This window comes from Paraburkholderia sp. FW306-2-2C-D06C (assembly GCF_058781505.1).
The window spans coordinates 46451-70844 of sequence record NZ_JBYSWU010000011.1; the positions used below are offsets into that span (position 1 = coordinate 46451).

Here is a 24394-nt window from a genome sequence, read left to right on the forward strand (position 1 = left end):
ACGAATGACTGACGTTACCGCGAACCTCGCAGCTTCTCCTGCTACCGCTACCGATGCCGTGCCGGCTGCCGCCGCTGGCACGGCTTACGACGCCACCGCGAAGCAGAAGGCGCAAGCCAAAACCGCCCGTATTCCAATCAAGATCGTCCCGATCGAAAAGCTGAAGAAACCCGACTGGATCCGCGTCAAAGCGGCCACCGGCAATTCGCGCTTCTACGAGATCAAGCAGATCCTGCGCGAACACAACCTGCATACCGTGTGTGAAGAAGCGAGCTGCCCGAACATCGGCGAATGCTTCGGCAAGGGCACCGCGACGTTCATGATCATGGGCGACAAGTGCACGCGCCGCTGCCCGTTCTGCGACGTCGGCCACGGCCGTCCCGATCCGCTCGATGCGGACGAGCCGGGCAACCTCGCTCGCACCATCGCGGCGTTGAAGCTGAAGTACGTGGTGATCACCAGCGTCGACCGCGATGATTTGCGCGACGGTGGCGCTGCTCACTTCGTGGAATGTATCCGTCAGACGCGCGATTTGTCGCCGGACACGCGCATCGAAATTCTCACGCCGGACTTCCGCGGCCGTCTGGACCGCGCGATCGGCATTCTGAACGCCGCACCGCCTGATGTGATGAACCACAACCTCGAAACGGTGCCGCGTCTGTACAAGGAAGCGCGTCCGGGTTCGGATTACGCGCATTCGCTGAAGTTGCTGAAAGACTTCAAGGCGCTGCATCCGAACGTCGCGACCAAGTCGGGTCTGATGGTCGGTCTCGGCGAAACCGAAGAGGAAATCCTGCAAGTGATGCGCGATCTGCGCGAGCACGACGTGGATATGCTGACGATCGGCCAGTATCTGCAACCGTCGGAGCATCATCTGCCGGTGCGCTCGTATGTGCATCCGGATACGTTCAAGATGTACGAGGAAGAAGCGTACAAGATGGGCTTCACGCATGCCGCCGTTGGCGCGATGGTGCGCTCGAGCTACCACGCTGATTTGCAGGCGCATGGAGCTGGGGTGGTCTAAGCGGTTTGACTGGTTGGTCGGTTGAAAATACAAAGCCCGCACTTGTTGCGGGCTTTGTTTATTTCGGACAGGTGCCGGGTTGGGGTACTGGAGCCGCACCTCGACATTGACTCGAAGAATCAGCCGTCATCCGCTAGAGCGGATCCGCTGCACGCAGCAGCAACCACCCCTATCCAACTCAACACGAAAAGCAATGTTCGAACGGCGAGATTAGCAATCGCGGATTAAATAGAACCGCGCGCGCACAAACTCCCTATAGTCGAAAGCCTCCCAGACAACACACACTAAAGGGGCTTCCCGATGAACCGCTTTCTCCGCCCGCTCGCCGCGATCTCTGCGCTGCTCGCACTGTCCGCGCCGTTTACCTCCGCCGCACACGCCGATAGCAAAGAAGTCGTGATCGCGTACCAGGACATGGTCGTGCCCTGGCGTTATGCGCAGGCCACCGGCGAAGTCGAGAAAGCCACCGGTTACAAGGTCACCTATCGCAAGCTCGGTAGCGGCGCCGACGTGATCCGCGCACTGGCCTCCGGCTCGGTGCAGCTCGGCGAGGCGGGGTCGAGTCCGATCGCGGCAGGGTTGTCGCAAGGCGTCGATATTTCGCTGTTCTGGATTCTCGACAACATCAACGACGCCGAAGCGCTGGTCGCGCGCGACGGTTCCAACGTAACGAGCGTCGCCGGACTGAAGGGCAAGAAGATCGGCGTGCCGTTCGTGTCGACCTCGCACTTTCATACGCTGGTCGCACTGCAGAACGCCGGCGTGAATCCGTCGGATGTGAAGATCGTCAACCTGCGCCCGCCTGAAGTCGCGGCAGCGTGGGCGCGCGGCGACATCGACGCGGCCTACATCTGGGACCCGGTGCTGGCGAAGGTGAAGAAGAACGGCAAGGTGTTGATCACGTCGGGGCAGGTTGCGCAGCAGACCGGCAAGGCGACCTTCGACGGCTTCGTTGTGGATCGAAAGTTCGCCAGTCAGAACGCCGAGTTCGTCGCGCGTTTCGTGAAGGTGCTGGCCGCGACCGATGCGAGCTACCGCGATCACACGTCGGCGTGGACCGCGGCTTCGCCGCAGGTCGAAGCCGTTGCGAAGGAGTCCGGCGCCGCCGCGCAGGACGTGTCGGCGAGCCTCGCGCTGTATGCCTTCCCGACGCCGGCGCAGCAGGCTTCGAACGTGTGGCTGGGTGGCGGCGCGCAATCCGGCGCGGCGAAATCGCTGGCCGCCACCGCTGCGTTTCTGAAGACGCAAGGCACGATTCAGAATGTGCTGGCCGATTACTCGTCCGGCGTCGATCCGCAGTTCGTGCAGCGTGCAGCGCATTGACCCGCAGGCATTGTTTCCCGTAAGCACGATGATAAGGATCGGCGATGAGCGGTCTTGAGATCAGGCGATTGCAGGTCGCCTATGAAGGCGAGCGCGGCGCGGCGCCGCACGTCGCGCTCGCCGACGTCGATCTGCGCATCGAACCGGGCGAGTTCGTCGTCGCGCTGGGGGCGTCAGGTTGCGGCAAGACGACCTTGCTGAACTGCATCGCCGGCTTCATTCAACCGACCGGAGGCGACGTGCGGCTAAACGGCGAACCCGTGCTCGGGCCGGGCGCGGAGCGCGGCGTCGTGTTCCAGAAGTACGCGTTGATGCCATGGCTCGACGTGCTCGAGAACGTGGCGCTCGGCTTGCGCTTCCAACGTGTGCCGAAGGCGGAGCGCGAGCGTATCGCACGGCAGATGCTGGCGCTGGTGGGCCTCGAACAGCATGCGCGCTCGCGGGTCTATGCGTTGTCGGGCGGCATGCAGCAGCGCGTGGGCATTGCACGCGCGTTGGCGAGCGATCCACAAGTGCTGTTGATGGATGAACCGATGGGCGCACTCGACGCCATGACTCGCGAGTCGATGCAGGAACTCGTACTCGACGTCTGGGGACGTACGCGTAAGACGGTGTTTTTCATTACGCACAGCGTCGAAGAGGCGCTGTTTCTGGCAACCCGTGTCGTGGTGATGACGCCAGGCCCTGGTCGCATCGCCGACAGCTACGACCTGCCGTTCGCGCGACGTTTTCTCGAGACACGCGATGCACGCGCGGTGAAGTCGTCACCGGATTTCATCGAATGGCGGGAGCGGCTGGTGCGCCGTCTGCATGAACGGCACCAGGAGGAGGTGGCGTCATGACGGCTTCGCGCGAATCATTGGGCAATCTGCCGCTGGCCCGGGCGGGAGAGCCGTCGCGCAGGAATGCGCGCCCGGTACGCGGCTGGCGCTTGCCGGGCGAAGGCCCGACCGCGGCGCTGAGCGCCGTCTCGGTGACGACGCTCGCGGCGCTGTGGTGGCTCGCCACACATTTGCACTGGCTGCCGCCTTTGTTCCTGCCGACGCCCGAAGCCGTTTGGGCCGCTTTTCTGGACGCGTGGCACGGACGCATTCAGGGCGGCCTGCCGCTCTCCCAGCATCTCGCATGGAGCGCGCTGCGCGTGTTCGGCGCCTTCGCACTGGCGGCGCTCACCGCAGTGCCGATCGGTCTGCTGATGGGCGTGAGCCGGGTCGCGCGCGGCTTGCTCGATCCGCCGCTGGAGTTCTACCGGCCGTTGCCGCCGCTCGCGTATCTGCCGCTGGTGGTGATCTGGTTCGGCATCGACGAGACGGCGAAGATCGTCGTGATCTATCTCGCCTGTTTCGCGCCGATCGCGATGGCCGCGCGTGCCGGGGTGCGCAGCGCGACCATCGAACAGATTCATGCGGCTTATTCTCTCGGCGGCCGCTTTGGGCAGATCGTGCGCCACGTGGTCTTGCCGGCGGCGTTGCCCGAGATTCTGACCGGCTTGCGTATCGCGATCGGCTTCGGCTGGACCACGTTGGTCGCCGCCGAGATGGTCGCCGCCACCGCGGGACTCGGCCAGATGGTGCTCAACGCATCGAGCTTTCTACGCACCGACGTCGTGGTGATGGGCATCGTGCTGATCGGACTCGTCGCGTGGCTGTTCGATCTCGGCATGCGCGCGCTGGAGCGGCGGCTGGCGCCGTGGAAAGGGCGCGTCTAGCCGCGGCGGCTCATGCCTGCGTGGCCGCGTGCGCAGGGCAACCCGGAGCAATCATCAGGCAAACAGTTCGATCACCGGCCAGCCGCGTTTCGTGGCGATGTCCCGCAAGCGAGGATCGGGATTGGTCGCGACCGGATGCGTGACGCGCTCCAGCAATGGCACGTCGTTGATCGAGTCGCTGTAGAAATAACTCCGCGGAAAATCCTGCAAACGATGGCCGAGCGAGGCCAGCCAATTCTCGGTGCGGGTGATCTTGCCTTCACGGAAGGTGGGTACGCCGACTGCGGTTCCGGTGTAGCGCGCCAAAGGATCGCCGCCTTCCGTGCCGAGCTCGATGCCGAGCAGATGTTCGAAGCCGAGCGCCTTGCCGATCGGCATGGTGATGAACACGTTGGTCGCAGTCACGATGCAGCACAGGTCGCCTGCTTCGATGTGACGTTGCACGAGTTCGCACGCTGCCGGCAGGATCGCCGGCGTAATCACCTCACGCATGAACTGGGCATGCCATGCGTCGAGCTGCTCGCGCGAATGGCGGGCGAGCGGCGCCAGCGTGTAGTCCAGATAGGCGGCCATATCGAGCGTGCCGGCTACATATTGCCGGTAGTAGCCGTCGATTTCCTCGGCATGCCGCGCAGCGCCTTCTATCCCTAATCCAGCGATGAAATGCGCCCATGCCTGATCGCTGTCGAGCGGCAGCAGCGTGTGGTCCAGGTCGAACAGCGCAAGGTTGCGGCTCATCGGGATTCCTCGGCATCAGGTGGTCGAGCGGACTGGTGCGCTACCGATCCCGTCGGCGCACAGCAATCCACGGCTTTGCGCGAGCGTATATTTAAAAGCACAAAATTACAATAAGGCAAAAATGTGCAACACTGCTGTCATACGCCCCGGGTGCCGGTTCGCACGGCATGCGGTTCGGGTCATGGCAGCAGGAACGGAACGCGTAGTGCCTTATGCTGATTCTCCTTAACCTTCTAGCCGGTGTTGCGCTGCTCGTATGGGGCTCGCACATCGTACGCACCGGCATCCTGCGGGTCCTCGGCGCCGATCTGCGCAGCGCGCTCGGGCGCAGCACCAGCAGCCGCTGGCGGGCCTTCCTTTCCGGCGTCGGCGTAACGAGCCTCGTGCAGAGCAGCAATGCAACCGCGGTGATCGTCACGTCGTTTACGGCGCAGGGTCTCCTGCCGCTCACCAGCGGCCTCGCCATCATGCTCGGCGCCGACGTCGGCACCGCGTTGATGGCGAGGGTGCTGACACTCGATCTGTCATGGCTGTCGCCGATCCTGATTCTGTTCGGTGTGCCGTTCTTTTTGTCGCGCAAGCAGACACGCGTCGGCCAGATTGGCCGCACGCTCATCGGGCTTGGCTTGATCCTGCTGGCGCTGCACCTGATCGTCGCGGCCGCACAGCCGATGATGCAAGGCGCCGGCGTGCGCGTGATGTTCGGCGCGCTGACCGGCGACACCATGCTCGATGCGCTGGTCGGCGCGGCATTCGCGATGCTTTCCTATTCGAGCCTCGCGGCGGTATTGCTGACCGCGACGCTCGCGTCGTCCAGCGTGATCTCGTTGAAGGTGGCGTTGTGTCTCGTGATCGGTGCGAATCTCGGCAGCGGCTTGCTGGCGCTTATCGGTACTGTCGCGCAAAACGCGGCGGCGCGGCGTCTGGCGTTGGGCAGCCTTGCGTTCAAACTGGCCGGCGCACTGCTGATCCTGCCGTTCACACCGCTGCTCGCGCGCGGCCTGCCCGTGCTGATCGCGAATCCGCGCGAAGCCGTGGTCAGCTTTCACCTGATCTACAACACGCTGCGCTGCTGCGCGTGTCTGTCGCTGATCGATCCGGTGGCGCGCATTTGTACGCGCGTGTTGCCGGACCGGCCGCAGCCGAACGGCGAACTGCGTCCGCTGCATCTGGATGCCGCGGCGCTTTCCACGCCGGCTCTCGCACTCGCGCATGCCGCGCGTGAGGTGCTGCGCATCGGCGACATCGTGCGTACCATGCTCGACAACGTCGCGGAACTGATCCATCGCAACGATCTCGACAAAGCGCGCGAAACAATCCGCATGGACGACGACGTGGACGAACTCTATACCGCGGTCAAAACCTATCTGACGCTGATCTCCCGCGAGCAGCTCGACGCGGCCGACAGCCGCCGCTGGACCGACATCATTTCGCTGACGATCAACCTGGAGCATGCGGGCGACATCATCGAGCGGATCGTGAGCGATATCGAGGAGAAGAAGATCGCGCACCGATTGTCGTTCTCCGAGGAAGGGCTGGGTGAACTGGACGACTTGCAGACGCGTCTCGTCACCAATCTGCAACTCGGGCTATCCGTGTTTCTGAACAACGATCTGCGCTGCGCGGAGCGCTTGCTGGCGGAGAAGGAGCGTTTTCGCGATCTGGAGCGCGCGTATTCATACAAGCATCTGGACCGGCTCGCGGGGCAAAGCTTGCGCAGCATCGAGACCAGCGCGTTGCATCTGGATCTGATCAGCGACATGAAGCGGCTCAATTCGCTGTTCTGCGCCACCGCCTATCCAGTACTCGACGCTGCCGGCGCGCTGCGCGACACGCGCTTGCGCAAGCGTGTGCTCGACACGATGCATGTGAGGGAATAGGCCGCTCGCCGGCTGTCGATCGCCAGCGCGGTTCACAGGCCACCCGCGCCCACACGAAGCGCTAGGCCAGAACGATCTCTTCCAGCTTCCTTTTCAGCGATGCGAAGTCGGCGGCTTCGGCCGCCTTTTTGTTGGTGATCAGCACGTCGATGCGATCGACCGGACAGTACGAAATCCGGCTGCGCTGGCCGATCTTGCTGTAGTCGGCGAGGATCACCACGCGGTCCGCGTTGGCGACCATGGCGCGCGCCACTTCGGTTTCGCCGTGATCGTAGTTGGTCGCGCCGTGCCGATGATCGATGCCGACCGGCGACAGCAGCGCCATGTCTGCACGATAGCGCTGGATGTCGAGCACGGTGGTGGCGCCGGTGGTTGCCATCGCGCGATCGCTGATCGAGCCGCCCAGCAGGATGACTTCGTTGGCCGCTTCGGCTTGCTCGGCGGCGCCGCGCATTTTCAGTGCGACGTCGATCGAGTTGGTGACGATCGTCAGGTTCGCCAGTTTCGCCAGTTCTTCGGCCAGCGCCGCGGTGGTGGTGCCCGCGTCGATGAACAGCGTCTGGCCGCTGGCGATCAAACCGGTTGCCGCCTTGGCGATCGCTGTCTTCGATTTGACGCGCATGTGCGCACGCTCGGCGATCGGCGCTTCGTCGGCGGGTTTGATCGCGCCGCCGTGCACGCGCCGCAACTCACCGAGCGCTTCGAGATCGAGTAAATCGCGCCGCACCGTTTCGCGCGATACGCCGAGGTCCGCCATGATGCGTTCGGTCGACACACGTTGAAGCGTCGACAGCAAAGCGCGAATTCTCTGATGGCGGTCTTCCTGCCACATGCAATTTTCCTTGGATGCGAACGCGCGTTCACGGGGCTTTGTTTCAATCACTACATCGTTGGCACGGATGTGTGTCCAGACGATGTCAAGCGTACTACTTTAGCCGAATTGTGTTGTATTTTTTTGGTAGCTTGCAAGTTTGTGTATTTGACCTTAGCCTTCGCAGATCGGACGCCCGCGCCTATTTCGAACGCGAAATGTTCGCAAAGGAATTGGAATGTCCTGTTTCGAGCATTTTGCGGCGTTTCTTGGCAATTTGTTTGATCTGTATCGTTGCCATAATGGATCGTGGGATTCATCGGCCGAACGATTTGCCGATGCACGTGGCGCCGCTGGAACGCTGCACGATTCGTCATCCTGATGATGAAACTGCCGATGCCGATGCCGTCGAGGCATTGGACGTGTGGCCAGCTATCGCAGCGTCATCCATTCGCGCGATACTACGCGTGGGATTCGCGCGTGAAGGCTGCACGCAACAGCGATCGTCATGGCGGCAGTGGCAGTTGAAAGCGTGTCTGGAGCCTATTTAAACCGCTCTATCGGGAAGGTGGCGAGACGTGGAAAACGTGGGGAACGGGACTGATCGCGCTATATCCGCAGACTGGCCGTATCCGAGGCTGGTCGCGCATCGCTGCGGCGGCACGCTGGCGCCGGAGAACACGCTCGCCGGTTTCGACGCGTGCATACGCTACGGCTACCGCATGGTCGAATTCGACGCCAAGCTTTCCGCCGATAACCAGCTTTTTCTGCTGCACGACGACACGCTCGAGCGCACCACCAACGGCCACGGCGCAGCCGCCGGGCACACGTGGCAGCAACTCGCCGGGCTCGACGCTGGCGCCTGGTTCGGGCCGCAATTCGCCGGCACGCGCCTGCCGACACTCGCCGAAGCGGCCGAGCGCTGCGCGCGCGACGGCATCGCTGCCAACATCGAAATCAAACCGTGTCCGGGCCGTGACGAGATCACCGGGCGTCTGGTGGCAAGCGGCGCGCTGACGCTTTGGCAAGCTCGGACGCCGCCACTGCTTTCGTCGTTTTCTTTCGACGCGCTCGCCGCAGCGCGCGACGCGGCGCCTTCACTACAGCGCGGCATGCTGTTCGAGGATGTGCCGGCAGACTGGCTGCGCATCGTGCGCGAACTGGACTGCGTGTCGTTGCACGCGAGTCACCGGCATCTGACCGAGCCGCTGGTCGCCGAGATCCACGCGGCCGGCTTGCGCGTGCTGGCCTATACGGTGAACGACCCGGCGCGCGCGCGGCTTCTAGCGCAGTGGGGCGTTGACATGATTTGCACGGATCGCATCGATAAACTGGACCACGACATGTTTTCCGCACCGGCGAATCCGGGCTGAGCATGGCGTGGGCGCGTGAATCCAGGCATGCACAAACAAGCGCAAGTGCGCCCACAGAACTCGCATCAGAAATTTTCCAAACGTAGCAATTTCGGCAGAGGATGGGGAAGACCATGAACCGTACCGCGTTAGTTCGCGCGTTAGCACGCTTACTCTCGATGTCCGCCGCTGCGGGTGTTGCCGCAGCCGGCGTGAGCAGCGCTTCGGCCGCGCCGCTCGACGCACTGATCGCCGCCGCCAGGCAGGAAGGTCAACTGACCGTGATCGCGTTGCCGCACGACTGGTGCAACTACGGTCAGCTGGTCGCCGGCTTTCAGAAGAAATACGGCATCAAGATCAACGAGCTGAATCCGGATGCTGGCTCGGGCGACGAAATCGAAGCGATCAAGGCGAACAAGGGCAATAAAGGTCCGCAAGCGCCTGACGTAATCGACGTGGGCTTGTCTTTCGGTCCGAGCGCGAAGGCGGAAGGTCTGTTGCAGCCGTATAAGGTCGCATCGTGGAACTCGATTCCCAAAGAGTCGAAAGATGCCGACGGCTACTGGTACGGCGATTACTACGGCGTGCTGTCGTTCGAAGTGAATGCCGACATGATCGACAAGGCGCCGGCCGACTGGAGCGATCTGCTCAAGCCGGACTATAAGAACGCCGTTTCGCTGGCAGGCGACCCGCGCTCGGCCAACCAGGCGATCCAGGGCGTGTTCGCCTCAGGCTTGTCGCAGAGCAAGGGCGACGTGAGCAAGGCCGATAAAGCCGGCCTCAAATTCTTCGCCGACCTGAACAAGAGCGGCAACTTCGTACCGGTGATCGGCAAGGCCGCGTCGCTCGCGCAGGGCACCACGCCGATCATCGTGCGCTGGGACTACAACGCGCTCGCCGACCGCGACACGCTGAAGGGCAATCCGAAGGTGCAGGTGGTGATTCCGAAAACGGGCGTTGTCGCCGGTGTCTACGCGCAGGCGATCAGCGCCTATGCCCCGCATCCGAACGCGGCCAAGCTGTGGATGGAGTACCTGTATTCGGACGAAGGTCAGGTCGGCTGGCTGACCGGTTATTGCCACCCGATGCGCTACAACGAAATGGTCGCGGCGAAGAAGGTCCCGCAAGCGCTGCTCGACAAACTGCCGCCGCCTTCGGCATACAAGAATGTGGTGTTCCCGACGTTGTCCCAACAGGACGCCTATAAGGAAACCATCACGAAGCATTGGGACGAAGCGGTCGGCGCGAACGTGAAGTAAGCGAAGCAACGCTGCTTCCAGGCGCAGCGCGCGGTGTTGTCGGCGGCGCGTCGCCCCAGTTGGGCGGCGCGCCCGGCGTTAGTCAGAAAGCCCCAAGGGTGAGCTATGAGCGCTTCATCGGATGCTGGATCGGTACAGCCGGAATTGCTGGTTCCGACTGTGCCCACGCCGGCACCTCGCATCGACGGTCCGGGCCGCGCGTCGCAGTTCCTGAACTGGATCGGCGTGGTGCCGTTTTTCACCTTCGCGCTGTTGTTCCTGATTTTGCCGACCGGCTTTCTGATGGTCGGCGCGTTCCAGGATTCGCAAGGCCACTTCACGCTCGCCAATTTCCGCGGCCTGTTCCAGTCGGGCGTGCTCGACGCTTACTGGATCAGCTTCGAGGTGAGCGCCGCGTCCGCGCTCGGCGGCGCGGTGATCGGTTCGCTGCTCGCGTGGGCGGCGGTGCAAGGCAAACTGCCGGGCTGGATTCGTCCGACCTTGATGACGTTCTCCGGCGTCGCGTCGAATTTTGCCGGCGTGCCGCTCGCGTTCGCCTTCATCAGCACCTTGGGGCGCGTCGGTCTCGTCACCGTGCTGCTGAAGAAATACCTCGGCTTCAATCTGTACTCCACAGGCTTCAGCATCCTGAGCTTCTCCGGTTTGACGCTGACTTACCTGTACTTCCAGATTCCGTTGATGGTGCTGATCGTCACGCCCGCGCTTGACGGCCTGAAGCGGGAATGGCGCGAAGCCTGCGATTGCCTCGGCGGCACGTCGTATCAATACTGGCGCTACGTAGCGTTGCCGGTGCTGTGGCCGAGCGTGCTCGGCGCCACCTTGCTGCTGTTCGCCAATTCGTTCGGCGCGGTCGCCACCGCTTATGCGCTGACCGGCAGTTCGCTGAACATCGTCACGATCCTGCTGTACGCACAGATTCGCGGCGACGTGATGCATAACCAGAACCTCGGCTACGCGCTCGCGCTCGGCATGGTGCTGGTGACGGGGCTGTCGAACGGCGGCTACATCTGGCTGCGTTCGCGCGCGGAAAGGGGGCGTCGATGAAAAGCCAGTCTCGTGTGGGCGCGTGGACCGCGATGATCGTCGGTTCGCTGTACTTCCTGATTCCGTTGATCGCAACCTTCGAATTCAGCCTGCGTATGAAGCGCGGCACCTACAGCTTCGAGGCGTACAGCGTCGTGCTCGCCGATCCGCGTTTTCAGGCCTCGTTCGGTTATTCGATTCTGATGGCGGTGCTGACGATCATCATCGGCGTGCTGCTGGTGGTGCCGACCGCGTACTGGGTGCAATTGCGGCTGCCGAAACTGCGGCCGGTCGTCGAGTTCATCACGCTGTTGCCGCTGGTGGTGCCAGCGATCGTGATCGTGTTCGGCTATCTGCGCATCTACAACAGCAGTTCGATTCTGCCGCTCACCAGCAATGAACGCGCGACCGACTTACTGCTGGTGCTCGGCTATGTGACGCTGTCGCTGCCGTACATGTACCGCGCGGTGGATGCCGGTTTGCGCGCCGTCGACGTGCGCTCGCTGACCGAAGCCGCCGAGTGTCTCGGCGCGAACTGGCCGACGATTCTCTTCAAGGTGATCTTTCCGAATATCCGCTCGGGCATTCTGTCCGGCGCGTTTCTCACCTTTGCCGTGGTGATCGGCGAATTCACGCTGGCGAGCCTGCTCGACCGGCCCGCGTTCGGACCGTATCTGCAATTGATCGGCGCGAACCGCGCGTATGAGCCGTCGGCGCTTGCGATCATCGCGTTCGTGATCACGTGGGCGTCGATGGGTTTGATTCAGGTATTCGGCTCGGCCCGCGCAATGAGCGGCCAGAAAATTTGACGGACTGAGGCAGCGAATCATGGCATTCCTTGAGATCGAAAATCTGCACAAGGCGTTCGGGGCGAACACGGCGCTGCACCACTTCGACATGCAGATCGAACGCGGCGAGTTCATCACCTTTCTCGGGCCGTCCGGCTGCGGCAAGACCACGGTGCTGCGGATGATCGCCGGCTTCGAAACGCCGACGCGCGGCGTTATCCGGCTGGGCAACAAGGACGTCACGCATTTGCGCACGCGTCAGCGCAAGGTCGGCATGGTGTTTCAGTCGTATGCGCTGTTTCCGAACATGACGGTGGCCGAGAACATCGGCTTCGGGCTGAAGATCACGCACCGCCCGCAGGCGGAGATCAGCCAGCGCGTCGAAGAAATGCTGCAACTGATCAAGCTGCCGCATCTCGGCGGGCGCTATCCGTGGCAGTTGTCGGGCGGGCAGCAGCAGCGCGTGGCCCTGGCGCGCGCGCTGGCCGGCAAGCCGCAGGTACTGCTGCTCGACGAGCCGCTCTCCGCGCTCGACGCGAAAATCCGCATTTCGCTGCGGCAGGACATTCGCGCGTTGCAGCGCGAACTCGGCATCACGTCGATTTTCGTCACGCACGACCAGGAAGAGGCGCTGTCGATTTCCGACCGCATCGTCGTGATGAACGAGGGCCGTGTCGAGCAGATCGGCTCGCCTTCGGAAATCTATAACTATCCGCGCACGCGCTTTGTCGCGTCGTTCGTCGGCACGCTGAACATTCTGTCCGGGCATGTGGTCGATCCGGCGGCCGGCACGATGGCCGTCGACGGCCAGCAGCTGACCACCACTCAGGAATTGCCGCCTGACGACGCCGGCAAGAAGCGTCTGCTCGCGTTGCGGCCCGAGGCGATCGTGCTGGAGCCGGCCGCGCCTGGCCGCAACACGCTGAGTGCGACGGTGGAAGAGGTGAACTTCCTCGGCGCGGTGGTGCGCATCAGAGCGCGTGTGAAGGACGCGGTCATTTCGCTCGACGTATTCAACGACCCGAATCGCGGTTTGCCCGAACGCGGGCAGCCGGTGTCGCTGGGTTTCTCACATGAGAACCTGCTGGTGCTCGAAGAAGGCGGCGCATAAAAAGCTGGCCGGCAGTGCCTGAAGTGAGCGAAGGGCGCTGCTGAAAAGTTCTCGGGGTTTTCCCGAGGTCGCCGCCTCGATGCATTCTGGATTCCCTGACAGCCCTCGTCCGGATTTCCGGAATCCCGGACGGCGCGCGTGAGAGTGCACAAAAAAACCTATATAAATCAATGATTTATATCGCGCTTCAAGCTGGCATCGACCTTGCGAAATAGATCGCGCGGCCGCAACGGTCCGACAACTAAAGCAAGGAGACAACGATGTCTGATTTCCCTTCCCGGTATTTCTGAATTCGTCGTCTTGTCGCGGCCTAATGCCGTGCACAGGCGTGACGATCATTCGTTCGCATGATGCGCAGCGTGGCAGGCCATGGGCTCATCCACATCGCAGGAAACATCGTGAAGAAACCAATCTACAAAGTGCTATACGTCCAGGTGATCGTGGCGATCATCATCGGTATCGCGCTCGGCCACTACTACCCGAACCTCGCCGTCGACATGAAGCCGCTCGGCGACGGCTTCATCAAGCTGATCAAGATGGTGATCGGGCCGATCATCTTCTGTACGGTGGTGACGGGCATCGCCGGCATGGAAGACATGAAGAAGGTCGGTCGGGTCGGCGGCAAGGCGCTGCTTTACTTCGAAATCGTCTCGACCTTCGCGCTGGTGCTCGGCCTGATCGCCACGCACGTGCTGAAGCCGGGTGTCGGCTTCAACATCGATCCGGCCACGCTCGACAGCAAGGCGGTCGCTTCGTACGCCGCCAAGGCGCACGGCCAGAACACGGTCGACTTCCTGATGCACATCATTCCGGACACGATCTCGTCGGCTTTCGCGCAAGGCGAAATCCTGCAGATCCTGCTGGTCGCGCTGCTGTTCGGCGCGGTACTGGCAACGGCGGGTGAGAAGGGCAAGGTCGTGACGAACTTCATCGACGGCATCTCGCACGTGCTGTTCGGCATCGTGCGCATCATCACGAAGCTGGCGCCGATCGGCGCGTTCGGCGCGATGGCGTTCACGATCGGCAAGTACGGCATCGGCTCGCTGCTGCCGATGCTCAAGCTGATCGGCACGTTCTATCTGACCTCGATCGTGTTCGTGGTGGTCGTACTCGGCATCATCGCGCGGGCGGTGGGCTTCAACATCCTGCGCTTCGTCGGGTACATCAAGGAAGAAATGCTGATCGTGCTCGGCACGAGCTCGTCGGAAGCGGCGCTGCCGCAATTGATGCTGAAGCTCGAAAAGCTCGGCTGCTCGCGCTCGGTGGTGGGCCTCGTGGTGCCGACCGGTTACTCGTTCAACCTCGACGGCACCAACATCTACATGACGATGGCCGTGCTGTTCATCGCCCAGGCCACCAACACCGACCTCACGTGGACGCAGCAACTCACGCTGCTGGCTGTGACGATGCTGACCTCGAAGGGGGCGAGCGGCGTGACCGGCGCAGGCTTCATCACGCTGGCTGCGACGCTTGCCGTAGTGCCGACCATTCCGCTGTCAGGCATGGTGCTGATTCTCGGCATCGACCGCTTCATGAGCGAATGCCGCGCGCTGACCAATATCGTCGGCAACGGCGTGGCGACGGTGGTGGTGTCGGCATGGGAAAAGGAACTGGACCGCTCGAAGCTGAACGCTGCGCTGCGTGGCGACGTGCCGGTCAAAGAGCCGGCTGGCGTCTAAGCCGCGACCACGACGACCACGACGACCACGACTACGACCGCGGACGCCAACGTATGAAACGGGCGGCCGCGCGCCGGCAGAGTTTGCCGTCGGCTGAACCTTCCGCCGACGGCGCGTCACCTTATGCCCGCTCGCCTTATGCCACAATAACCGATCACCACCGATCGGGAATTGCCAACGTGACGCGCCGCCTGCTGATCCTCTTCGCGCTCGTCGCCGGGCTCGTGGCGGCGTGCGGGCTCACCTACAGCATCGCCTGGCAGCGCGGGATCGACAGTTTGCGGCACAACGCCGCGGTGCGTGTCGACCGCACCGCCAGCGCGCTGAAAAGCACACTCGAGCGTTACGAGTCGCTGCCTTATCTGCTCGCTGAGCATCCGATCGTGCAGGACGTGCTGGTCAACCCCAGTCCAGCCAACGTCGAGCGCGCGAATCTCTATCTCGAAGACCTCAACCGCCACGCGCGGGCGACAGTCACGTACATCATTCCTCTCGACGGCTATTGCGTCGCCGCGAGCAACTGGGACGGGCCGGGCAGCTTCATCGGCGCGGGCTATCAGTTCCGGCCGTATTTTCTCGATGCGATCAAGGGCGGCGTGGGCCGCTTCTTCGGCATCGGCACGATTTCGCAGGCGCCGGGCTACTACATTTCGCAGCCGGTGCGGCGTGACGGCAGGATTGTCGGGGCGGCGGTGGTCAAGCTCGATCTCGAGTGGTTCCAGGGCGCGGATGCGTCCGAGCCGCTCGTCGTCACCGATGACCACGGCGTGATCTTTCTGTCGTCGGTGCCGGCGTGGAAATATCACACGATACGGCCGCTGTCGGGCCGGGTCGCCGATTCGATTTACCAGGCGCGTCAATACGCGCAGCAGCCGATTGCGCCGCTGCCGGTGACGATCGAGCGCACGCTCGAAGGCAATGCGCAGATCGTGCGCATCGGCGGCGGCCGCTATGCGCCGCGCTATCTCGCGTCGCGGCGCGGCATGGGCGAGCCGGACTGGCATCTGGTCACGATGTCGCCGGTCGATCCGGTCGACGCCGACGCGCGCAACGCGACCATCGTCACCGGTTTTGGTTATGTCTCGCTGGTGTTGCTCGCGTTCTACTGGAGAATGCGGCGCGCCCGCGTGCGCGAGGTGATGCGCAGCCGCGCGCTGCTGCAAAAGGCCTATGCGGAACTGAACCGGCGGGTTGCGGAGCGCACCGCGGACCTGTCGCAGGCGAACGAGCAATTGCACAAGGAAGTGGCCGAACGCACCCGCGCCGAACAGGAACTGCGCGCCGCGCACGACGAACTGATACAGGCGAGCAAGCTCGCCGCGCTCGGTCAGATGGCGGCCGGCATCACGCACGAATTGAATCAGCCGCTCGCGGCGTTGCGCGGTTTCTCCGACAACACGCGTGTACTGCTCGAACGCGGCGATCAGGCGTCGGCGCGCGAAAACCTCGAAGCGATCGCGGCGCTCACCGAGCGCATGGGCAAGATCACCAATCAGTTGAAGCTGTTCGTGGGCCGGGCGCGGCCCCGCAATGCGCGCGCGCCGATCGTGCGGGCGTTGCGCAACGTGATCGCGCTGCTGCAAAAGCGTTTGCAGGGTGTCGAAGTCGAGTTCGCGCTGCTCGATACCGGCAGCGGCACGCGCACGCTCTTGAATCTCGCCGACGATCATCCGCAGCTGATCGCGAATTGCGACGATCTGCGGCTCGAACAGGTGCTGATCAATCTGCTTGGCAACGCGCTCGACGCGACGGCGGGCATGACGCCGCCGCGTATCTCCATCGAGATCGAAGTCGCCGATGCGACCTTGTCGTTCGCCGTGCGCGACAACGGTCACGGCATTCCCGACGACGTGCTGCCGCGTCTTTTCGAGCCGTTCTTCACTACGAAGGAAATGGGCCAGGGGCTGGGGCTCGGCCTTGCGATTTCGTCGTCGATTGCGCGCGATTGCGGCGGCACGCTGGTCGCGCGCAATGCGCCGGACGGCGGGGGGGCACTATTCGTGTTGACGCTGCGCCGCGTGCGCGTGCAAACGAGCCAAACATCGGACCCGCTTACGACGGGTTCCTGAATCAGACGAGAACAACATGTTGAATCACGGCTTGCAAGTGCTGTATATCGAAGACGACGAACTGGTGCGCCGCGCCAGCGTGCAGAGCCTGCAACTGGCGGGCTTCGACGTGGTCGGTCATGCGTCGGCGGAAGCGGCGGCCAAAATGATCAGCGCGGATTTCTCCGGTGTGATCGTCAGCGATATCCGCCTGCCGGGCGCGAGCGGTCTCGATCTGCTCGCGCAGTGCCACGAGCGCGCGCCCGACGTGCCGGTGATTCTGGTCACGGGCCACGGCGACATTTCGATGGCCGTGCAGGCCATGCGCGACGGCGCATATGACTTCATCGAGAAGCCGTTCGCCTCCGAGCGTTTGATCGAGACCGTACGGCGCGCGTTGGAGCGCCGCACGCTGGTGCTGGAGAACCTCGCGCTGCGCCGCGAACTGGCCGGACAGAACTCGGTGGCGCCGCGCATCATCGGCCGCAGTCCGGCGATCGAGCAGGTGCGGCGGCTGATTGCGAATGTCGCGCCCACCGATGCGTCGGTGCTGATCAACGGCGACACCGGCGCGGGCAAGGAACTGATCGCGCGCAGCTTGCACGAACTGTCGCCGCGGCGTGACAAGCCGTTTATCGCAGTCAATTGCGGCGCGCTGCCGGAACCGATGTTCGAGTCGGAGATGTTCGGCTATGAACCGGGCGCATTCACGGGCGCGGCAAAACGGCGGATCGGCAAGCTCGAACACGCGTCGGGCGGCACCTTGTTCCTCGACGAAATCGAGAGCATGCCGCTCGCGTTGCAGGTCAAGCTGCTGCGTGTCTTGCAGGACGGCGTGCTGGAGCGGCTCGGCTCGAATCAGCCGATTCGCGTGAATTGCCGCGTGGTCGCCGCCGCGAAGGGCGATATGGCCGAGCATGTCGCGGACGGCTCGTTCCGGCGCGACCTGCTGTATCGGCTGAACGTGGTGACGATCGCGCTGCCGCCATTAGGCGAGCGGCGTGAGGACATCGTGCCGCTGTTCGAGCACTTCCTGCTGGATGCAGCGGTGCGTTACCAACGCCCCGCGCCGATTCTCACCGACCGGCAACGCGCGAGTCTGATGCAGCGCGACTGGCCGGGCAATGTGCGCGAGTTGCGCAATGCCGCCGACCGCTTCGTGCTCGGCGTCGCCGACGATCCCGTGATGTCGTTCGCCGATGACGATGCGGCGACCCAGCCGCTCAAGGAGCGGGTCGAGCAGTTCGAACGGGCGGTGATCGCGGAAGCGCTGGAACAGACCGGCGGCGTGGTCGCGGTCGCGGCAGACAAGCTGCAGCTTGGGAAAGCGACGCTTTACGAGAAGATCAAGCGATATGGCCTGGCGGCCAAAGGGGAAGGGGAGCGGTGAGAATCTGAAGCGCCGGCGGCGAGGCGATGCGCGCCGGCGGCGTCTGGATCGATATGGATCAGTCTGGCTCGGGAAACGCTACGAGGTCAGGCTGCGTTCAGCGCTTTTTGCAGCAGTTGGTCGAGTTCCGCGAATTGCGGCTCGCCCACATAACGCTTGAGAATCTTGCCGTTCTTGTCGACCACGAAGGTGGTTGGCGTCAGTTGGACGTTGCCGAACTGCTTGGCAGCCGAACCGTCGTCCATGGCAACCTTGAACGGCAACTGGCGCGTTTGCGTGTAATTCGTCACGTACATCGGCGCGTCGTAGTTCATCGCAACCGCGACGAATTCGAGCCCTTGGCCTTTGAAGCGGTTATAGGTCTGGATCATCTGCGGCATTTCCTTCATGCAGGTGTCGCAGCTGGTCGCCCAGAAATTGACGAGATAGACCTTGCCCTTCAGATCGGCGGTCGAGACTTTCTGGCCGGACAACAAGGTGAAGGTCGCATCGGGCACGCGCTGCTGGCCGGCAAAGGCGAAATAGCCGGCAATGGCCACCACCGCGGCGACGACTGCCATGATGATGTAACGAAGCGGACTCGCGCGCCGGGCGGCGGTGGACGGGGTGGAGCTCATGAACGGAACCTCGAGAGTCGCGCGGAACGCGCGGGACAGTGCGTCGGCTTGGGTTTTGGGCCCGAAATGCTTATCGGCGCTATTGTAGCGCCAATAGCCTCGACCCGGCTGTGCGGCAGGACGCGGACCGGGAGCGGATAATGGAGTTTTCCGTTCTCGTCAGTCCGATCGTCTGTTCCCATGCTCCGAACTGCTTTTCGTTTTCTCGCCCGCTTTCCGCTTTGCAGCCCGGTTTGCAGCCCGCTTCGCCCTTCCGATAGCCGCTTCTCTCGCCAGTCTCTGGTGGGTCGCCGTCCAGTCGCTCCCGCTTCGCGCTTGCGGCGCGCGCGCGCCGCGCTCGGCACGGCGGTCTGCGCGCTGGCGCTGGGCGGCGCGCTGACAGCGTGCTCGCCGACCTTCGACTGGCGCACCGTCATGAACAACGACAACGGCTACACCGTCGACTTGCCGGCCAAGCCTGGCAACGATCAGCGCCCGGTGCAGATCGCCGGCCAGCCGATGCAGATGGCGATGCAGACGGCCGAGGCCGGCGATGCCGTGTTCGCGGTCGGCACGGTGATGCTGCCGAACGACGATCCGCAGATCCAGCGGGCCGCGCTCGAATTCCTGCGCGCCGGCCTCGCCCGCAACGTGGGCGCCGCGCCCGATGCGCACGCCGTGCAGATCCCGCTCGCCGCAGGCGGTCAGGTGCCAGGTCTGGAAATGAAGCTAAGCGGCGAGGCCGGTTCGCAACACGAAGCGCGCACCGTCTACGCGCGTCTGGTGGCGCGCGGCCGGCACGTCTATCAGGCTGCGATCATCGCTGCGAAGCCGCTGCCGCAGGAACAGGTCGACCAGTTTTTTTTGTCGTTCCAGCTTTATTGACAGCGGGAGTTTTGGCCCATCCGGTGGTAATTACCGGCCGGGCACAGTGAAAGTTCCTTCGCAGCTTCGCGCGCTAATTGCTGGTTTACATGGAGGTTTTCCGGTTACCCACAGGCGCTGTGGATAACTATGTTGAAAACTCTTTGCCGTTTGTCGCAGATGCCCGTCCGGTGGGCATTCTGTTAGTTTGCGCGTGCGTGGGGCAATCGAAAAAGATCAATAAAATCAAAGCCTTTTATGCTTTGGCTCAGGCGCACCTTTCAGATGTATCAAAATCTGTGCGGAACGCGCGTGTGTGAATAAGTCAAGTCTTGACAGCGTTTTTTTCGCCTCATACGGAGCCAAAAGCGCGCCGATATTGGATCGCTTCACCGATCTGCGCGGCACTTGGCGCAGCCGCCCCGGCGAGGTCGGCGATGGTCCGGGCCACTTTCAGGACCCTGTAGTAAGCACGCGCTGACCAGCCGAAGCGCTCGCCTGCTTCGCGCAGCAAGGCTTCACCGGCTGCGTCGGGCCGGCACACGTCGTCAACTTCGCGCCCGCTCAGTTCTCGATTGGTTTTGCCCTGGCGTGCCAGTTGCCGCGCCCGAGCCGCGCTCACCCTTTCCGCTATCGCCGCGCTCGGCTCCGCGGTCACTGCCTTGCGCGCGGACAGTTCAGCGGGTGCCAGCGCGGGAATCTCGATCTGAATATCGATCCGGTCGAGCAGCGGGCCCGACAGCTTGCGCAGATAGCGTGCCGCAATCTCCGGCGTGCAGCGGCAACGGCCGTTGGGGTCACCGCGCCATCCGCATGGACAGGGATTCATTGCGGCGATCAACTGGCAGGCCGCTGGGAAATCCGCCTGCAACGCCGCGCGCGAAATAGTGATACGGCCCTCTTCGAGCGGTTCGCGCAGCGTTTCCAGCACGTGCCGATCGAATTCGGGCAGTTCGTCGAGAAACAGCACGCCCAGATGCGCCAACGTGATTTCGCCGGGCTGCGGCGGATTGTGTCCGCCGACCAGCGCCGCCGCGCTCGACGAGTGATGCGGCGCGCGAAACGGCCGTTGCCGCCACTGGGAGGGCGTGAAGCCAGCCCGGCTGGCGGACAGCAAGGCGGCGGAGCTGAGCGCTTCATCGTCGGTCATCGGCGGGAGCAGGCTTGGCAGGCGCGCGGCGAGCATTGACTTGCCCGCGCCGGGCGGTCCCACCATCAACACGTGATGGCCGCCCGCGGCGGCGACCTCGAGTGCGCGGCGCGCGCCGCGCTGGCCGATCACGTCGGCCATGTCCGGGACCACGGCGGGCGCGGTCCCGGCCAGGTCGGGCGCGGCGACAGGATAGAGTTGGGCGTCGGCCGCTCCGGCCAGATGGGCGCACAACGACGGCAGATCGGCGGCGCCGTAGACATCGACGCCGGGCACGAGCGCGGCTTCTGCGGCGCTGGCAGCCGGAAGATAAAGCTGCGCGGTCGGCTGTGCCGGCGTCCCGGCCGCGGACCGCTCGCTCGCAGTCATAGAGGCGGCGCTGGAGGCCCCGTTGGGCACGCTGCGAGGGGCGCTGTGAGAAACGCTGCTGTGAGAAACGCTGCTATGAGAGGCGCTGCTGTGAGAGGCCCCGCTGCGCGCCGTCCCGCAGGCCATCGCAAAAGCGCCGCGCATAGGCCGCAGCGCGCCGGTCAGGGACAGCTCGCCGGCAAATTCACGGTGCAGCAACGATTCCGCCGGAATCTGCCCGCTTGCCGCGAGAATGCCCAGAGCGATCGGCAGATCGAAGCGGCCGGACTCCTTCGGCAAATCGGCCGGAGCGAGGTTGACTGTGATACGCCGGACAGGGAAGTCGAAGCCGCAGTTCTGCAGCGCCGCGCGCACGCGCTCGCGGCTTTCGCGCACTTCCAGATCGGGAAGGCCGACGATGGAAAAAGAGGGTAATCCGTTCGCGAGGTGAACTTCGACGGTTACTTCAGGCGCGCGGCCAGAGGCCGGCGCGCGACTGCGCACCACGGCAAGCGACATGTTTTCTCCCGTCGGACGGCGCCAATGGCGCGCACATCCCCTAAAACGCTGATGACGTCACGGCTCGCTTGCCAGTGATGTGCAGCACACGATACAGCTACAAGGCTGTGCGCGACGCCTTAAGGCGTTTGCGTCGTTACCGGGAGCTTCTGCTCGAGTTCGGCGACGCGGCGCTCCAGTTCCTCGAGGCGCGCGCGGGTGCGCACCAGTACCTGGGTCTGCGTGTCGAATTCCTCACGCGTGACCAGATCGAGCTTGGAAAAGCCCTGCGACAGCATGGCTTTGACGTTGCGTTCGACATCCTTGGCCGGCGAGTTCTTGAACAGCTCGCTCATGCGGGCCTGGAAATCGTTAAAGACATCGTTCGGTTGTTTCATGGTGTTCCCCTTGGCGCACAAAAAGTGTGCATGTTTCGTTACGTCTGTGCTTTGTCGCAGCGAATGATCGCTATTGGTGCATGACCGGCTGCCTGCCGCCGCCGCATGAGCCCGTTTGGTGCGCGGCCGTGCGTTCGAAGCCTGCGACCACTCTAGCAACGATCCATGTGCTGCGCCACCGTGCCCCGCCAACGTTGGCCATCCGGCCAGGGCCGCTTGCGCCCCTTTTGCAGCGTGCCGCGAGCGAAGTCTGACACAACTGGCATGCGAGTTGCTGTTACTGCCCCGCGCGCACTGCCGGAAGCTGTTTACCCGGCAGCGGAACGAGACCACGCGAACGGATTACGGGTACGCAAACAGGTTACGCAACGGGTTACGCAACTTAGCGAGGGATTTCATGAAACTCATTACCGCAATCATCAAGCCGTTCAAGCTCGATGAGGCGCGCGAAGCCTTGTCGGCCATCGGCGTCTCGGGCATCACAGTGACGGAGGTCAAAGGCTTCGGCCGTCAGAAGGGCCACACGGAGCTGTATCGGGGCGCCGAATACGTGGTCGATTTCCTGCCGAAGGTGAAGATCGAGGCGGCTGTCTCGGACGACATCGTCGACCAGGCGATCGAAGCGCTCGAACGTGCAGCACGCACCGGCAAGATCGGCGACGGCAAGATTTTTGTCACGCCGATCGAGCAAGTGATTCGGATTCGCACCGGGGAGACCGGCGCGGACGCTCTGTAACATCAAAAGATAGCGACACAGATAGCGATAAGAGGAAAACGAAGATGCGCAAATTATTGATGTCCTTGCTGATGGCCGGTTCGCTGCTCGCGGGCGGTATCGGCGCCGCCCTCGCGGACGACGCTTCCGCTCCGGCAGCCGCCTCGGCAGCTGCTTCCGGTACAGCGGCGAGCGCGCCGGCGCCGGAAGCTTCGGCGGCACCCGCTGCCGCCGCGGCTTCGGCGCCGGCCGCGGAAGCATCCGCCGCACCGGCTGCCAGCGCCGCAGCCGCCCCTGATGCATCGGCCGCATCCGCTGCCGCCGCGCCGGCAGCCCCGACCGCGCCGTTCTCGGTCGATTCGTCGAAAATCAATTCGGGCGACACCGCCTGGATGCTGACCTCCACCGCACTCGTGCTGTTCATGACGATTCCGGGTCTGGCGCTGTTCTACGGCGGCATGGTCCGCAAGAAGAACGTGCTCGCGACGCTGATGCAAAGCTTCGCGATCACCTGCCTCGTGACGATCGTCTGGACCGTGGTGGGCTACAGCATCGCGTTCACGCCGGGCGGCTCGTTCATCGGTGGCTTCTCGCGCGTCTTCATGGCCGGGATGAACTACATCCATGGCGACAAGGCAACCACGCTGACAGTCAGCCACCTGGCCCCGACGATCCCGGAAACGGTCTACTTCGTCTATCAGATGACGTTCGCGATCATCACCCCGGCGCTGATCACCGGTGCGTTTGCCGATCGTATGAAGTTCTCGGCGATGCTGGTGTTCATGACGCTGTGGTCGATCATCGTCTACTCGCCGATCGCTCACATGGTCTGGGAACCGAGCGGCTGGCTGGCTAGCGCGGGCATCCTCGACTTCGCGGGCGGCACGGTGGTGCACATCAACGCCGGTGTCGCGGGTCTGGTTTGCTGCCTGGTGCTCGGCAAGCGTGTCGGCTTCGGCAAGGAAGTGATGGCGCCGCACAACCTGACGCTCACGCTGATCGGTGGCGCCATGCTGTGGGTGGGCTGGTTCGGCTTCAACGCGGGTTCGGCAGTGGCGGCTGACGGCCGTGCCGGTTTCGCGATGTTCGCAACGCAAGTGGCAACCGCAGCGGCAGCGCTCGCGTGGATGTTCGCTGAATGGGCAGCCAAGGGTAAGCCGTCGGTGCTCGGTATCGTGTCGGGTGCCGTGGCAGGTCTGGTCGCGATTACGCCGGCTTCGGGCTTCGTCGGTACGCTCGGCGCGCTGGTGATCGGCATCGTGGCAGGCGTGGTCTGCTTCTGGTCGGCAACGTGGCTCAAGCACAAGCTCGGTTACGACGACTCGCTCGACGCGTTCGGCGTGCACTGCATCGGCGGTATCGTGGGTGCGCTCCTGACCGGCGTGTTCGCGGTCAAGGACATCGGCGGCGCGGACGGCAGCATCGTTCTGCAGGCGAAGGGCGTGTTGACGACGCTGATCTACAGCGGCGTGGTGAGCTTCATCCTGCTGAAGATCATCGACATGGTGATGGGTCTGCGCGTGACGGAAGAACAGGAACGCGAAGGTCTGGACGTGACGCTGCACGGCGAACACGTCGAATAAGGATCGAATACAAGCTCCAGGGCTTGACGGATCACAGAATCAAGCGCAGCGACTTTGGCCCGCCTTTATGGCGGGCTTTTTTCTTGCGGCCTATCTTGTAAACAGCAG

General features: G+C 63.5%; 22 protein-coding genes. 17 read left to right on the plus strand and 5 right to left on the minus strand.

Annotation, left to right across the window (positions count from 1 at the left end):
* Positions 1 to 4: 4 nt before the first annotated feature.
* The 4 genes from lipA to AC3WLT_RS10775 all read left to right on the plus strand — a co-directional run bounded on the left by lipA (position 5) and on the right by AC3WLT_RS10775 (position 4055).
* On the plus strand, positions 5 to 1024 hold the full coding sequence (lipA, locus tag AC3WLT_RS10760; RefSeq protein WP_492591865.1) for a lipoyl synthase: 1020 nt from the start codon (positions 5 to 7) through the stop codon (positions 1022 to 1024).
* Positions 1025 to 1324: 300 nt separating this feature from the next.
* A complete protein-coding gene (gene tauA / locus AC3WLT_RS10765; RefSeq protein WP_492591866.1) occupies positions 1325 to 2347 on the plus strand; it encodes a taurine ABC transporter substrate-binding protein in 1023 nt (340 codons plus the stop codon).
* Positions 2348 to 2391: 44 nt separating this feature from the next.
* Entirely contained in the window at positions 2392 to 3189 is a 798-nt protein-coding gene (locus tag AC3WLT_RS10770) for a taurine ABC transporter ATP-binding protein (RefSeq protein WP_492591867.1), read from the plus strand.
* Entirely contained in the window at positions 3186 to 4055 is an 870-nt protein-coding gene (locus tag AC3WLT_RS10775) for an ABC transporter permease subunit (RefSeq protein ID WP_492591868.1), read from the plus strand. Before AC3WLT_RS10770 ends, AC3WLT_RS10775 begins: the two co-directional genes overlap by 4 nt.
* 54 nt (positions 4056 to 4109) lie before the next feature.
* Here the strand turns inward: AC3WLT_RS10775 and AC3WLT_RS10780 are convergent, their stop codons facing one another.
* Complete coding sequence (locus AC3WLT_RS10780) at positions 4110 to 4793, minus strand: histidinol-phosphatase (RefSeq protein ID WP_492591869.1); 684 nt, start codon at positions 4791 to 4793, stop codon at positions 4110 to 4112.
* 212 nt (positions 4794 to 5005) lie between these two features.
* Between AC3WLT_RS10780 and AC3WLT_RS10785 the strand changes: the two genes are divergently transcribed.
* Positions 5006 to 6673, plus strand: a complete 1668-nt coding sequence (locus AC3WLT_RS10785) for a Na/Pi cotransporter family protein (RefSeq protein WP_492591870.1) — start codon at positions 5006 to 5008, stop codon at positions 6671 to 6673.
* Between the two features lie 61 nt (positions 6674 to 6734).
* On the opposite strand, the gene AC3WLT_RS10790 is transcribed toward AC3WLT_RS10785, so the two are convergent.
* Positions 6735 to 7505 (minus strand): DeoR/GlpR family DNA-binding transcription regulator, encoded by a 771-nt coding sequence (locus AC3WLT_RS10790; RefSeq protein ID WP_492591871.1) that lies wholly within the window; start codon positions 7503 to 7505, stop codon positions 6735 to 6737.
* Between the two features lie 197 nt (positions 7506 to 7702).
* Here AC3WLT_RS10790 and AC3WLT_RS10795 point away from each other — a divergent pair, with 197 nt between their 5' ends.
* From AC3WLT_RS10795 to AC3WLT_RS10835, 9 genes are all read left to right on the plus strand, one after another.
* A complete protein-coding gene (locus AC3WLT_RS10795; protein WP_492591872.1) occupies positions 7703 to 8035 on the plus strand; it encodes a hypothetical protein in 333 nt (110 codons plus the stop codon).
* A 36-nt stretch (positions 8036 to 8071) separates the two neighbouring features.
* Positions 8072 to 8857 carry a glycerophosphodiester phosphodiesterase gene (gene ugpQ / locus AC3WLT_RS10800; RefSeq protein WP_492591974.1) on the plus strand — a complete coding sequence of 262 codons (786 nt, stop codon included), beginning with the start codon at positions 8072 to 8074 and terminating at the stop codon, positions 8855 to 8857.
* Positions 8858 to 8970: 113 nt separating this feature from the next.
* Positions 8971 to 10095: an ABC transporter substrate-binding protein gene (locus AC3WLT_RS10805; RefSeq protein ID WP_492591873.1), complete on the plus strand. Its 1125-nt coding sequence runs from the start codon at positions 8971 to 8973 to the stop codon at positions 10093 to 10095.
* 105 nt (positions 10096 to 10200) lie between these two features.
* Positions 10201 to 11139, plus strand: a complete 939-nt coding sequence (locus AC3WLT_RS10810; protein WP_492591874.1) for an ABC transporter permease — start codon at positions 10201 to 10203, stop codon at positions 11137 to 11139.
* Positions 11136 to 11927 carry an ABC transporter permease gene (locus tag AC3WLT_RS10815; protein ID WP_115099506.1) on the plus strand — a complete coding sequence of 264 codons (792 nt, stop codon included), beginning with the start codon at positions 11136 to 11138 and terminating at the stop codon, positions 11925 to 11927. Before AC3WLT_RS10810 ends, AC3WLT_RS10815 begins: the two co-directional genes overlap by 4 nt.
* Positions 11928 to 11946: 19 nt before the next feature.
* Positions 11947 to 13017 (plus strand): ABC transporter ATP-binding protein, encoded by a 1071-nt coding sequence (locus AC3WLT_RS10820; protein WP_492591875.1) that lies wholly within the window; start codon positions 11947 to 11949, stop codon positions 13015 to 13017.
* A 398-nt stretch (positions 13018 to 13415) separates the two neighbouring features.
* Positions 13416 to 14696, plus strand: coding sequence for a dicarboxylate/amino acid:cation symporter (locus tag AC3WLT_RS10825; protein WP_492591876.1), 1281 nt, complete (start codon positions 13416 to 13418; stop codon positions 14694 to 14696).
* Between the two features lie 53 nt (positions 14697 to 14749).
* The gene (locus tag AC3WLT_RS10830; protein ID WP_492591877.1) at positions 14750 to 16765 is read left to right on the plus strand and encodes a sensor histidine kinase; all 2016 of its coding nucleotides are present in this window, start codon (positions 14750 to 14752) and stop codon (positions 16763 to 16765) included.
* Positions 16766 to 16781: 16 nt separating this feature from the next.
* Positions 16782 to 18134, plus strand: coding sequence for a sigma-54-dependent transcriptional regulator (locus AC3WLT_RS10835; protein ID WP_492591878.1), 1353 nt, complete (start codon positions 16782 to 16784; stop codon positions 18132 to 18134).
* Positions 18135 to 18220: 86 nt separating this feature from the next.
* Here the strand turns inward: AC3WLT_RS10835 and AC3WLT_RS10840 are convergent, their stop codons facing one another.
* Entirely contained in the window at positions 18221 to 18751 is a 531-nt protein-coding gene (locus tag AC3WLT_RS10840; protein WP_492591879.1) for a TlpA disulfide reductase family protein, read from the minus strand.
* 180 nt (positions 18752 to 18931) lie between these two features.
* On the opposite strand from AC3WLT_RS10840, the gene AC3WLT_RS10845 reads away from it, so the two are divergent.
* On the plus strand, positions 18932 to 19615 hold the full coding sequence (locus AC3WLT_RS10845; protein WP_492591880.1) for a hypothetical protein: 684 nt from the start codon (positions 18932 to 18934) through the stop codon (positions 19613 to 19615).
* A 331-nt stretch (positions 19616 to 19946) separates the two neighbouring features.
* On the opposite strand, the gene AC3WLT_RS10850 is transcribed toward AC3WLT_RS10845, so the two are convergent.
* Together AC3WLT_RS10850 and AC3WLT_RS10855 are read right to left on the minus strand one after the other, a co-directional pair.
* On the minus strand, positions 19947 to 21611 hold the full coding sequence (locus tag AC3WLT_RS10850; RefSeq protein ID WP_492591881.1) for a YifB family Mg chelatase-like AAA ATPase: 1665 nt from the start codon (positions 21609 to 21611) through the stop codon (positions 19947 to 19949).
* Between the two features lie 119 nt (positions 21612 to 21730).
* Entirely contained in the window at positions 21731 to 21988 is a 258-nt protein-coding gene (locus AC3WLT_RS10855; RefSeq protein ID WP_154564624.1) for an accessory factor UbiK family protein, read from the minus strand.
* Between the two features lie 397 nt (positions 21989 to 22385).
* On the opposite strand from AC3WLT_RS10855, the gene AC3WLT_RS10860 reads away from it, so the two are divergent.
* Positions 22386 to 22724 carry a P-II family nitrogen regulator gene (locus AC3WLT_RS10860; RefSeq protein ID WP_006048089.1) on the plus strand — a complete coding sequence of 113 codons (339 nt, stop codon included), beginning with the start codon at positions 22386 to 22388 and terminating at the stop codon, positions 22722 to 22724.
* Between the two features lie 44 nt (positions 22725 to 22768).
* Positions 22769 to 24286 carry an ammonium transporter gene (locus AC3WLT_RS10865; RefSeq protein WP_492591882.1) on the plus strand — a complete coding sequence of 506 codons (1518 nt, stop codon included), beginning with the start codon at positions 22769 to 22771 and terminating at the stop codon, positions 24284 to 24286.
* Positions 24287 to 24394: the final 108 nt, after the last annotated feature.